Source organism: Aureimonas sp. SA4125 (assembly GCF_019973775.1).
Taxonomy (GTDB): Bacteria; Pseudomonadota; Alphaproteobacteria; order Rhizobiales; family Rhizobiaceae; genus Plantimonas.
Window position 1 is genome coordinate 1,405,779 of sequence record NZ_AP025032.1, and the last position, 12,069, is coordinate 1,417,847.

The 12,069-nt window shown below is 67.5% G+C and carries 10 protein-coding genes; 2 read left to right on the forward strand and 8 right to left on the reverse strand.

Going from position 1 to position 12,069, the window contains the following annotated elements:
* Positions 1–93: 93 nt before the first annotated feature.
* Together Sa4125_RS06430 and Sa4125_RS06435 are read right to left on the reverse strand one after the other, a co-directional pair.
* Positions 94–1,011 (reverse strand): uracil-DNA glycosylase, encoded by a 918-nt coding sequence (locus tag Sa4125_RS06430; RefSeq protein ID WP_224004976.1) that lies wholly within the window; start codon positions 1,009–1,011, stop codon positions 94–96.
* Positions 1,012–1,226: 215 nt separating this feature from the next.
* Complete coding sequence (locus Sa4125_RS06435; protein ID WP_224004979.1) at positions 1,227–2,102, reverse strand: alpha/beta hydrolase; 876 nt, start codon at positions 2,100–2,102, stop codon at positions 1,227–1,229.
* A 319-nt stretch (positions 2,103–2,421) separates the two neighbouring features.
* On the opposite strand from Sa4125_RS06435, the gene Sa4125_RS06440 reads away from it, so the two are divergent.
* A complete protein-coding gene (locus tag Sa4125_RS06440; protein ID WP_224004982.1) occupies positions 2,422–4,068 on the forward strand; it encodes an electron transfer flavoprotein-ubiquinone oxidoreductase in 1,647 nt (548 codons plus the stop codon).
* 176 nt (positions 4,069–4,244) lie between these two features.
* Here the strand turns inward: Sa4125_RS06440 and Sa4125_RS06445 are convergent, their stop codons facing one another.
* From Sa4125_RS06445 to Sa4125_RS06455, 3 genes are all read right to left on the reverse strand, one after another.
* The gene (locus tag Sa4125_RS06445; protein WP_224004985.1) at positions 4,245–4,592 is read right to left on the reverse strand and encodes a hypothetical protein; all 348 of its coding nucleotides are present in this window, start codon (positions 4,590–4,592) and stop codon (positions 4,245–4,247) included.
* Between the two features lie 207 nt (positions 4,593–4,799).
* Positions 4,800–5,804, reverse strand: coding sequence for an endonuclease/exonuclease/phosphatase family protein (locus Sa4125_RS06450; protein WP_224004988.1), 1,005 nt, complete (start codon positions 5,802–5,804; stop codon positions 4,800–4,802).
* 9 nt (positions 5,805–5,813) lie between these two features.
* Positions 5,814–7,310, reverse strand: a complete 1,497-nt coding sequence (locus Sa4125_RS06455) for an AMP nucleosidase (protein ID WP_224004991.1) — start codon at positions 7,308–7,310, stop codon at positions 5,814–5,816.
* Positions 7,311–7,940: 630 nt separating this feature from the next.
* Here Sa4125_RS06455 and Sa4125_RS06460 point away from each other — a divergent pair.
* The gene (locus Sa4125_RS06460) at positions 7,941–8,756 is read left to right on the forward strand and encodes an ion transporter (protein WP_224004994.1); all 816 of its coding nucleotides are present in this window, start codon (positions 7,941–7,943) and stop codon (positions 8,754–8,756) included.
* 601 nt (positions 8,757–9,357) lie between these two features.
* Here Sa4125_RS06460 and Sa4125_RS06465 read toward each other — a convergent pair.
* The 3 genes from Sa4125_RS06465 to Sa4125_RS06475 all read right to left on the reverse strand — a co-directional run bounded on the left by Sa4125_RS06465 (position 9,358) and on the right by Sa4125_RS06475 (position 11,912).
* Positions 9,358–11,007 carry a sorbosone dehydrogenase family protein gene (locus Sa4125_RS06465; protein WP_224004996.1) on the reverse strand — a complete coding sequence of 550 codons (1,650 nt, stop codon included), beginning with the start codon at positions 11,005–11,007 and terminating at the stop codon, positions 9,358–9,360.
* Positions 11,000–11,455, reverse strand: coding sequence for a DUF2231 domain-containing protein (locus tag Sa4125_RS06470; RefSeq protein ID WP_224004999.1), 456 nt, complete (start codon positions 11,453–11,455; stop codon positions 11,000–11,002). The genes Sa4125_RS06465 and Sa4125_RS06470 overlap by 8 nt, the downstream gene beginning before the upstream one ends.
* Before the next feature lie 136 nt (positions 11,456–11,591).
* A complete protein-coding gene (locus Sa4125_RS06475) occupies positions 11,592–11,912 on the reverse strand; it encodes a DoxX-like family protein (RefSeq protein ID WP_224005002.1) in 321 nt (106 codons plus the stop codon).
* Between the last annotated feature and the right edge of the window lie 157 nt (positions 11,913–12,069).

A 12,069-nucleotide genomic window follows, 5' to 3' on the forward strand; every position in this document is an offset into this window, starting at 1 on the left:
GCCCTGTCATCGCTGACTGCCGCGTTCCGCGCAAAGGGCCGCGGCGGGGCTTTGGAGGCGCTTCGGCGGCAGACCCTCGGGTCGGCAGGGCGATCAGGCGCGTTCGTCGAGCCGCGCCTTCAGCGCCAGCAGATCGCGCCAGGCGAGCTTCTTCTGCGCCGGCTGGCGCAGGAGATAGGCGGGGTGCAGCATCGGCAGGGTCGGGATCGTGTCGCCGGGACCGACGCCGAAGGTATAGTCGTGCCACGTTCCGCGCAGCCGCAGTATGCCTTCCTCGGTCTTCAGGATCACCTTGGCCGCAGGCGATCCCAGGCACACCAGGATTTTCGGCCTGACCAACTCGATCTGGCGGGCGATGAAGGGCAGGCACATCTCGGTCTCGATCGGCGTCGGCGGCCGGTTGCCGGGCGGGCGCCAGGGCACCGAATTCGTCACGCGCACGGATTCGCGCGTCATCCCGATCGAGGCGAGCATGCGGTCGAGAAGCTGCCCGGACTTGCCGACGAAGGGCTCGCCTGCAATGTCCTCCTCGCGCCCCGGCGCCTCGCCGACGAACATCACGTCGGCATCGGGATTGCCGTCGCCGAAGACGAGTTGCGTCGCCGTCAGCCGGAGATTGCAGCCGGTGAAACCCGCGAGCGCCTCGCGCAATTCGTCCAGCGTCTTCGCCGAGGCCGCCCGCTGATGCGCATCCGCCACCGCGATCTCGTCCGGCACGGCGAGGGAGAGCGCAGGAAATCCGTCGACGGTGGGTGGCGGCGCGGCGTGCGCCTCGCGCCGGCTGGCGGCGGGCGGCGACAGCGACCGCTCGGCCGCGCCAGCGCCGTCGCGCGGCGGCGCCGAGGCCTCCGGCGCCCGTCGTGCCGCCCGGCTCTCGATCTCCGCGGCGGTCTCGGCAAAACGGTCGCGCGGCGCATCGAGGACGATCGTGTCGATCCCGGCATCGCCATACCACTCGAGAAGCGCGGCGGCGGCCTCTCTTGTCGTGACGGGGGGCGGATGCGGGATCATGCGAAGGTCTTAGCGCATGGCGGCGGGAGGGGCAAAGCGGGCAGGAGAGGGATTGGCTATTCGTACGGTTACACCGTACACATGCCCCTCATGAAAATTCGCAGTGTCCGTCACAAGGGACTGAGCCGCCTGATCGCGCGGAACGATGCGAAGGGCGTCCGGGATCGCTGCAGGGGCGGGGTGGCCTGAAAGTCGGGACCGCCCGCCCCCCCGACTCACCCCAGCGCCAGCACGGCATCCGCAAACACCCCCGGCGCCTCCTGCGGAAAATTGTGGCCGACCCCTCGGACGATCTTCTCCTCATAGCCGGCCGTGAAGTGGCTCCCTTCCCCGTCGCCCGGCGGGTCGACGCCGTCGTCGGCGCCTTTCAGGACGATCGCCGGCACGGAAATGTGCGGCTGGGCGGCGAGGCGCTGTTCGATCGCGTCATAGGCCGGGTCGCCGGGGACGAGGCCGAAGCGGTGGCGGTAGGAATGCACGACGACGTCGACGAAATCGGGATTGCGGAAGGCTTTCGCAGAGCGGGCGAAGGTTTCGTCGGTAAAAGCCCAGGTCGGCGACCAGAGGTTCCAGATCAGCCGGCAGAGCGCGTCGCGGTTCTGCGTCAGACCAAGACGGCCGCGCTCGGCATGGAAATAATACTGGTACCAGAAGCGATGCTCGGCCGCCGGATCGGCCGGCTCCCCCGAGGCGGCGATGTCCTGGATGTTGTAGCCGGTGCCGCAGCTGACGAGACCCTTCACCCGCTCCGGCCACAGCGCGGCGACGATGGTGGCGGCGCGTCCGCCCCAGTCATAGCCGGCGACGACGGCCTTCTCGATCGCCAAGGCGTCCATCAGCGCCAGGAGATCGGCCCCGAGCGCGGCCTGCTGGCCGGAGCGGGGCGTCCCGGCGTCGAGGAAGCGCGTTTCGCCATAGCCGCGCAGGAAGGGCACGATGCAGCGCTTGCCTTCCGTCGCCAGTCGCTCGGCGACGGTGTCATAGGCATGGGCGTCGTAGGGAAAGCCGTGCAGGAGGATCACCGGCGGGCCGTCGGCCGGGCCGGTGTCGAAAAAGGCGACGTTCAAGACGCCGGCATCGATCTGCTTCATGGCAATGTCCCGACTGCTGCTGTCCCCTCCTTGTAGCCGACCCCCGGCCGTTGGGGGAGAGTTCGAGGCGCTTAAAGGGCGCGGCAGGCGATGCGCGACGGCTGCATTCGCTGGCTCCGACCGGCGGGCGGCGCAAAGCGGCGGCGGGCTGGCGCGAAAAGGCCGCGCTTGAACGAAACTTCGACCTATTCTAAGCCGGCAGGGCCGATGCGCGACGCCACCCCGGCGGCAGAAGAGCTTGTGGTCGCCTTCAAACCGGCCCGATGGCCTGATCTGGGCAGGCGGGAGCGCGGCGCACCACCGACGGAGACGGGTTGAGATGAACGAGACCGAACGCGAGAGCATGGAATTCGACGTCGTCATCGTCGGCGCGGGACCGGCCGGCCTTGCGGCGGCGATCCGGCTGAAGCAGCGCGATCCCGACCTCTCCGTCGTCGTCCTCGAAAAGGCCGCCGAAGTCGGCATCCACGTCCTGTCCGGCTGCGTGCTCGATCCGAGCGTGCTGGACGAACTCCTGCCGGAATGGCGGCAGGAGGAGACGCCGATCCGCCAGGCGGTGACCGAGGACCGCTTCTACTTCTACGGCGCGCAGGGCGGCATCCGGCTGCCGAATGCCCTGATGCCGAAGCTGATGGACAATCACGGCAACTTCGTCGTCTCGCTCGGCCTCGTCGCAAAGTGGATGGCGGAGAAGGCCGAAGCCCTCGGCGTCGAGATCTATCCGGGCTTTGCCGCGACCGAGATCCTCTACGACGAGTCCAACGTCGTCATCGGCGTCGCCACCGGCGACATGGGCGTGTTGAAGGACGGCACGCCGGGCCCGATGCACCAGCGCGGCATGGCGCTGATGGGCAAGTATGTCTTCATCGGCGAGGGCGTGCGCGGCTCGCTCGCCAAGGAACTGATCCGCACCTATGGCCTCGACGAGGGCCGCGACCCGCCGAAGTTCGGCTTGGGCATCAAGGAGCTCTGGGAGATTTCGCCGGAGAAATCGAAGCCCGGCCTCGTCCAGCACTCCTTCGGCTGGCCGCTCGACATGAAGACCGGCGGCGGCTCGTTCCTGTATCACCTCGAAAACAACCAGGTCTATGTCGGCTTCGTCGTCCACCTGAACTACAAGAACCCCTATCTCTCGCCCTTCGAGGAATTCCAGCGCTTCAAGACGCATCCCGACATCGCCGAGCTGCTCGCCGGCGGCAAGCGCATCGCCTATGGCGCGCGGGCGATCACCGAAGGCGGCTGGCAGTCGGTGCCGAAACTCGTCTTCCCCGGCGGCGCGCTCATCGGCTGCTCGGCCGGCTTCGTCAACGTGCCGCGCATCAAGGGTGTGCACAATGCCATGGCGTCCGGCATGCAGGCGGCGGACGCCGCGGTCGAGGCGATCAAGGCTGGCCGCGCCCACGATCGGCTGAAGGTCTACGAAGACGGCTGGCGCTCTTCCTCGATCGGCCGGGATCTGAAGCGCGTGCGCAACGTCAAGCCGCTGTGGTCGAAGTTCGGCACGGCGCTCGGCGTCGCGCTCGGCGGCATCGACATGTGGACGAACCAGCTTTTCGGCTTCTCCTTCTTCGGCACGATGAGCCACGGCAAGCCGGACCATCTGTCGACCGAGCCCGCGGCCGAGCATCAGCCGATCGTCTATCCCAAGCCCGACAACACGCTCACCTTCGACCGACTGACCTCGGTGTTCCTGTCGAACACCAACCACGAGGAGGACCAGCCGGTGCATCTGAAGGTCGGCGACATGGCGTTGCAGAAGCGCTCCGAGCACGACGTCTATGCCGGCCTGTCCCGGTTCTACTGCCCGGCCGGCGTCTATGAGTGGATCGAAGGCGAGGACCCGACCTACGTCATCAACGCGCAGAACTGCGTGCACTGCAAGACCTGCGACATCAAGGACCCGAACCAGAACATCACCTGGGTCCCGCCCCAGGGCGGCGAGGGGCCGGTGTATCAGACGATGTAGAAGAGGGGGTGGAGGGGCCGCCTGCCTCTGCGCCTCAGCACCGTTTCGATCGAGGGAGAGGTTCTCCACTCGGCAGCGCTGGTCATGTCGCCGCGGCTGATCACTGCAGGGTGCAAGACCGACGCCAGGCTGAACACATGACGAGGGGCCCAATCCTTCGGGGACAGGGCTCCTCGTTACCGATCTTGCCGCGGGATCGGCCTCAGCGGGTCAAAGGAGTTTCCTCCCGTATTCCGGCCGTCAGCCTGGGCGCCGATGGTAACCGGATAGATGCCTGCGCCCGGGACGACAAAGGGAGAGCAGCGTCGGATCGACCTCGCTGCTTCTTCAATCGCAAATCGTCGCGACAAGGCCACCGGGGGCTCGCCGATGGTCCCGATATCCAGAACGGCGCCGGCCGCATCGACCCGAATTTCCAGTGGTGGAACAGTGTTTTTGGTCCCCTGCGGCATGGTCAGGCAACGCTGAACCTGATCGGTCAGGTCATCGGCTGCGCATACGGCGGCGGACGCGTACACCAGCAAGAATACGACTCCCGCTGAAAAAGCTCTCAATCGACACGGCTCCTCGGTTGGATTGGTCTGAATACGCTTATTTAGCTCATCGCATGAATAGGCCTAATGCCGCAGCCCACCGTACCCGACTCTGCGCTGGTCAGCGGGCAGACAAGCCGGCTGCTGGCTGAAGGCCGGGATGGCGAACTCGTCGGCGTCACGGTCGCTTCGCGAGGCTCACCGCGCCACCGTCTGCACCGCCGGCTCCTGCGGCCTTGCGAAGCGCGGCGTGAAGGTCACGAGCACGGGCAGGTGTTCCGACGTCGTCGCCTCGGTCCGCTCGACCGAAAGGATCGAAATGCCGTCGGAGGCGAGGACGTTGTCGATGGGCAGGCCGATGGTGCGGGCGAAGAACGACGGCATGAATTCCAGGAACCAGGTCGGGCCGATGCCGGGAATGACGCGCGTGTTGCTGGCCGCCGCCATGGCGCGCATCGAGGCGGTCCAGGGCGCGGAGTTGAAGTCGCCGGCGATGATCAGGGGATCGCCGAGGCCGGCGAGTTTCGGCGCGAGCGCCTTCACCTGGCGCCACTGCCGGCCCGGCCAGGGCCAGCGCAGATGCTGCGAGCCGATGACGACCTGCGTGCCGTTGAAGTCGATGCGCTTGGCGGCAAAGGCGCCGAACGGATCGCAGACGCCCGCGTCCCCCTCCGCGAAGGGGCGGCGGGAAAGAATCCCGGCATCGCCGTCATGCTCGGGATAGGCGCAGAAATACTGGTAGGGGTAGCGGTCGAGAATGCCGGCGAAGGCGCGTTCCCAGGAGCCCGTCATCTCCTGCACCGTCACGACGTCGGGCAGGCGCTCGCCGATGAGGCGAAGCGCTGCGGCCTTGTCGGGCGCGTCGAAGCGAAGGTTCATCTGCAGGAGCGTGTAGCGCGGGGAGCCCGGCAGCGCGGTGCCGTCCTGCGGCAGGGGCAGGAGGAAGGGGAGGACCGTCGCGAGGCCGAGCCCGCCGGCGCAGATGGAAGCAAGCGCTGCGGCAAAGAGCCGGGTCCAGACGAGAAAGCCGGCAACGACGAGGATCGCCACCGAAGCATGCGCGCGAAACTGCGCCATGGTGTCGAAGAGATAGACCCGGTCGCCGAAGAAGCCGGCGAGAATGCCGAAGCCGAGGGCGACGGCCAGCGCCAGGGCCAGGCCCCCGATGATTTCGCGGCGCCGCGCGCCGTCAGGTGACGTCATGCGGCAGCCCTACTGGAACGCGGTTTCGAAGAAGGAGCGCAGCTTGCGCGAGTGCAGCCTCTCGGGCGGCATTTCCGACAGCTTTTCCAAGGCGCGGATGCCGATCCGCAGATGCTGTGCCACCTGCCGCTTGTAGAAGTCCGTCGCCATGCCCGGCAGCTTCAACTCGCCGTGCAGCGGCTTGTCGGAGACGCAGAGCAGGGTTCCGTAGGGCACGCGGAAGCGGAACCCGTTGGCCGCGATCGTCGCCGATTCCATGTCGAGCGCGATCGCCCGCGAGCGCGACAGCCGCTCCACCGGCTCCTTCTGGTCGCGCAGTTCCCAGTTGCGGTTGTCGATCGTCGCGACCGTGCCCGTGCGCATGATCTTCTTCAACTCGTAGCCTTCGAGCCCGGTGATCTCCTCCACCGCTTCCTCCAGCGCCACCTGCACCTCGGCCAGCGGCGGGATCGGCACCCAGACGGGCAGGTCGGCGTCGAGCACATGGTCCTCGCGGACATAGGCGTGCGCCAGCACGTAGTCGCCGAGCGCCTGCGAATTGCGAAGGCCCGCGCAGTGGCCGAGCATCAGCCAGGCATGCGGCCGCAGCACCGCGATATGGTCGGTGATGGTCTTGGCGTTGGACGGGCCGACGCCGATGTTGACCATCGTGATCCCGGCGCCGCCCTCGCGCACGAGATGATAGGCCGGCATCTGCGGCAGCCGCAGCGGCGCCATGCCGGTGGGCGGTTCGCGGTGCCCGGCCGGCGTCACGACATTGCCGGGCTCGACGAAGGCGCTGTAGCCCCTGCCGCCCTCGGCCATCCATTCGCGCGCGAGCATGCAGAACTCGTCGATATAGAACTGGTAGTTGGTGAAAAGCACATAGTTCTGGAAATGCCAGGGGCTGGTCGCGGTGTAGTGCGCCAGGCGGTGCAGCGAGTAGTCGACGCGCTGCGCGGTGAAGGGCGAGAGCGGCATGGCCTCGCCCGGCTGCGGCTCGAAATTGCCGTTGACGATGCGGTCGTCCGTCGAGCCGAGGTCGGGCACGTCAAAAATGTCGCGCAGCGGCTTGTCGAGCTTTTCGGCGGCGGCGCCGTCGACATAGGAGCCCTCGGGAAAGGCGAAATGCAGCGGCATGGGCGTTGTCGAGTCGCCGACCGCGACGGGCTGGCCGTGGTTGCGGATGAGAAGCGCGATCTGCTCCATCAGGTAGTTTTCGTAGAGATCCGGCCGGGTGATCGTCGTCGCGTAGCTGCCCGGGCCGGGAACATGGCCGAAGGAGAGGCGGCTGTCGACGCGGGCGTGGCTCTCGGTGACGAGCGCGACCTGCGGGTAGTAGGCGCGGAAGCGCCGCGAGGTGTCGCCGCTGGCAATGACCGCGTCAAAATTCTCGCAGAGAAAGGCGACGGAGCGTGCGTAGAGCCGTGTCAGCTCGGCAACCGCGGCGGCGGCGTCGTTGAAGGACTGGGGCGGTGCCGACGCGGGCGAGGCGAGGATGGGCGTGGTCTTGGCGGGTCCGATCATCCCTCCCTTCTAACCGTCCCCCAGAACGGGCGGAAGACGGCGCCGGGATTTTTGCCGCGTCGGACCTGGAAGATTGCCGGTTTCGCCGCACCGACGACTTGCCGGCAGCGCTCGATTGAGCGGCATCAGGTAGGCAAAGGCCACCAACGGTCGACAGCTCACGACTGCGTCGTTCCAAGGCCTCCGGCGTCTTCTTCAAAGCGGTCATTCGACCGGCAGAGAGTTTCCCGCTTTCGTGCCTGAAAGTGATGAGACCCCGTCAGCAATTGCGCTGGAGATGTAAGCGATTAGATCGACAGCGGTCGCGCTTGGGCTGGTTGGAGCGTCCGGGCAGCCCATCCCGGACACCAGAAACGCGGTCGGCACCACCATCACCGGTGCCGTTCCGGGCCGATGCCGGGAGGTCGCCGGCCTTGCCGGCCCCGACAGAAGGGAGCGGCGGTCCGGGCGAAGTCGCCGCGCGTGAATGCCGGCTGCCTTCGGCGCGCGGCAGGAGCCCCCGCGCGCGGCTCCATCTGGCCGTCGTTGAAGACGGGGCGGTGGAGAGTGCCGGGATCTCCTCGGCGACCACCTTGACGCCTTCTGCTAAAGCAGCCTTTGCTCCCCGAACATCTCCAGAGATCGGACATCATGCGCGCCCAACTTCAGACCCTGCTCAGTTCGCGCAGGTGGGAATTCTTCATCGTCGCCGTCATCCTCATAAATGCCGTCACGCTGGGGCTCGAAACCGACCCGCGCGTCATGAGCGTCATCGGCCCGTTGCTGACCTTCCTCGACCGGCTGACCCTGGCGATCTTCGTGGTGGAGATCACGCTGCGGATCTACGCCTTCGGCTGGCGGTTCTTCCGCGATCCCTGGAGTCTGTTCGACTTCACGGTGGTGGCGATCTCGCTGCTCCCGGCGACGGGCCCGCTGACGGTGCTGCGCGCCCTTCGGATATTGCGCGTGCTGCGGCTGATCTCGATGATCCCGTCGCTGCGGCGGGTCATCGGCGGACTGATCGCCGCACTGCCCGGCATGGGGTCGATCATCGTCCTCTTGCTGCTGGTCTTCTACGTTTTCTCGGTGATGGCGACCAAGCTCTACGGCGCCTCGTTTCCCGATTGGTTCGGCAGCGTCGGCGCCTCGGTCTACACGCTGTTCCAGGTGATGACGCTGGAGAGCTGGTCGATGGGCATCGTGCGGCCGGTGATGGAAGTCTATCCGCTCGCCTGGCTGTTCTTCGTGCCCTTCATCCTGTCGACCACCTATGCCGTACTGAACCTCTTCATCGGCGTCATCGTCTCGGCGATGCAGGAGGAGCACCAGGCGGTGGACGAGGCGGGCCGCGAGCAGGCGCACGACGAGAGCGTCCAGATCCTCCAGGAGATGAAGGCGCTGCGGGCGGAGATGGCGGAGCTGAAGGCGCGGCTCGAGCAGGGAAGCGCGGACACAAGACCCCTCTGACCGACCAGATTTCGCGCGGCCCGCGTCAACCGCCCGCCGGGAACGCCGGCCGCCGCGGGTCCAGCGCCGTCGGAAAGGCTGGGTCGGGCATTTCCCGCACCGGCTCGCAGCGGCCAGGCCCGTGGCCGATCTTCTCGAAGCGGGCGAGACGGCCCACCGTCGCCGCGGGAGGCGGAGGCTTCCGTCACCGTGACGAGCGTCCGACCTCCTCGCCCAACTCAACCGCCAGCTTCCCCCGTTCTTCGGCGACACTCGCCCCGGGATGGACCGGCACCCACTCCTCGACCGATCCCCGGTCTTTCGCTCTGCGTCGTTGCTCGCACCCTGTCGCCGGCCCTCGCCGGGTTGGACCACGAGATCGAGGCGCCGTTCCCATCACGCGGCGCAGCGATCAAGGGCGTAGGAGAGGGGCGCAACAGGGCCATCCATGGTGGATCAGGACGGACTATCGCCCGGGGCGGCGCCCTGTCGACAAAGGGCAAACCCGGGGACGGTTCACTGTCGCAGGCCCGCTTGGCGATGGCACCTTCCCCGGCATCGATGAACAGGAAAGACCGGCCGAGAGCACGGGCGGACCGATCTGTCGGCCCGCCCTGTATCGTTACTGGCCGGGTGTGCCGCCGGCAGGAAGCTCGGCGGGTGCAACCTCCATCGGGACGGGCGACGGAGCGTTGCCCGCTGCGGTAGCTTCCGGCGCGGGGGCCGCGGGCTCTTGCGCCGTCGGTTCGGGCGCCGCGGGTGTGGCCGGGGCAGCGCCCGCCGTCGCCGCATCCGCCGCCGGCGCTGCGGGGGTCGCGGGCGCCGATGCTGCCGGGTCCGGCGCGCCTGCCGCTGGTTCCGTCGCAGGCGCTGCGGCTGGCGTCGCCGTGGCCGGACCGCCGGGCATCTGATCGGTGGCGATGGGCTGCGGCGTCACCGAGCCATCGGCATTGGCGACGCGCCAGACCGTGTTGCCGGCATCGTCCGCGACCAGCAGGGCGCCGGTGCCATCGATGCCGACGCCGACGGGACGGCCGCGGACCTCGTCGCCATCGAGGAAGCCGGTGACGACATCCTGCACCTTGCCGACCGGCTTGCCGGCCTCGAAGGCGACGAAGCCGACCTTGTAGCCGTTGAACGCGTCACGGTTCCAGCTGCCGTGCTCGCCGACGAAGGCACCCGCCGTGTACGGCGCGGGCAGGGCCGATCCGGCGGCGAAGGTCATGCCGAGCGCCGCGACATGGCTCGACAGCGCATAGTCCGGCGCGATGGCGCGCTCCACCATGTCGGGCCGCGGCGGATGCACGCGCGCGTCGACATGGTCGCCGTAGTAGCTCCACGGCCAGCCGTAGAAGGCGCTTTCCTGGACCGAGGTCATGTAGTCGGGCACGAGGTTCGGACCGAGCTCGTCGCGCTCGTTGATGACGGCCCAGAGCGCCCCGGTCTCGGGGTTGAAGGTCAGCCCGTTCGGATTGCGCAGGCCCGAGGCGTAGACGCGCGCAGCGCCGGTCGCCCGGTCGACCTGCCAGATCGCGGCACGGCCTTTTTCCGCCTCGAGGCCGTTCTCGACGATGTTCGAGTTGGAGCCGACGGAGGCGTAGAGAAAGCGCCCATCCGGGCTGAGGGCGAGATCCTTCGTCCAGTGGTGGTTCAGCGGCCCGCCCGGCAAAGGCGTGAGGACGCGGGGTGCCTCGGTGATCACATTCTGGCCCAGCGTATAGGGATAGGCGAGGATCGCGTCGGCGGCGGCGACGTAAAGCGTGTCGTCGGCGAAGGCGAGGCCGAAGGGCGAGGCAAGCCCAGTCAGGAGATCGTGGCGCTCGTCGACGACGCCGTCGCGGTTGCCGTCGCGGAGCAGCGTCACGAGGTTGCTCTCCTTCTGCGGCCCGGTGTCGCCATGCGAGATCGCCATGATCCAGCCGCGGATGATGTCCTTTGGCCGCGACGGCGGCTTGCCCTCCGGTCCGCGCGACTGGACGACGAGAACATCGCCGTTCGGCAGCGTGTGCACCGTGCGCGGATTGGCGAGGTCGGTGGCGTAGGCGGTGATCGCAAGCCCCTCGGGCACGGTCGGCGTCTCGCCCTCCTGCCAGCCGACAACGGGGGCGACGTTCAGGTCGGGGATCAGGCTGTGCTGCGGCTCGGGCAGGACGGGATCCGGGCCGATCTGCGTCGAGACGTCGAAATTCTCGCCGCCCTGGTCGCTGCAGCCGGCGAGGGCGAGGAGGGCAAGGCAGGTGCCGGCGAGCGCTGTCGAACGGGTCTTAGTCATCGTAACGCACTCCAGTATAGCCGCGGGTCAGCGCGAGGCGCCCCAGCCAGAGGGTGACGATCATCGCCAGCACAGTGACCGCCGAGAGAATGAGGCCGTTCGGGACGACGGCCGTCCAGCCGTCGCCGGCATGGACGAGGCTGTTGAAGAAGGCGAGGACAAGCACGACGAGAAAGCCGACGATCTGAGCCGCGCCCGGACCGTTTTCGCGGGTCGACTGCCGCGCGAGGTCGACAAGGCCACCGACGATCGCAAGCCCGCCGGCGATCAGCCCGGCAAAGAGCAGCCAGGAGGAAAAGTTCTGCCACATGAGGTCCGACGTCCGCCAGAAGGCGATGTCGGTGAGGAGCGCGAAGGTGAGAGCGACGAAGGCGAACGGCGCCAGCACCGAACTCAGCCGAAAGCTGTCTCGTGCGGGGTCATAGGGGTAGCGCGTGGCTGAGGACATGGTGGCCGATCCAGATTGACAATGCTTGCAATACGATCGGCTGTCCGTCTGGTTCCTCAGCCAACCATACCAAGCGGTTCGCCGGACCGGTCGGGTGGCCTGGCGAGGAGGCGGCAGGGGCGCGGAAGCCGGTCCGTCACCTGTCCTCGAACACGGCTAGCCCGACCATCATCAGAGCAATAGCAGGCCCGGTCTTCACGAGCGCTCCTAGGGGCTCGATCCACATGTCCGGCGTTAACAAAGCCGCGGAAATCATGTAAAAAAGGGATAGCGCAATCCCGGCCAGCAAGCCGAGGCGGCACGTTCGCCTGGTGGCGATCAATATGCCGATCGCGATATCCAGCAGGCTTGTCGCAACGGTAGTCGCTGTCGCCAGCGACGCGCTGAAACCGTTATCTGTCAGGACTCGGACTGCCGCGTCGAAAGCGACGGAAATCGCGGCTCGACCGTCAGCCAAACGAAGACGATGGCATTGGCTCGTGGGGATGTCTCACCGCAGACGGGCCAACCGCGAGGGACAAAACTCCCGGCCTTTCGTGGCTTTGCTACCTGGCTCGTCAATCTCGCCTTCTTCTCCGCCCGGGTTCCTTGCAGGCATTCGTGCATCGCGCCCT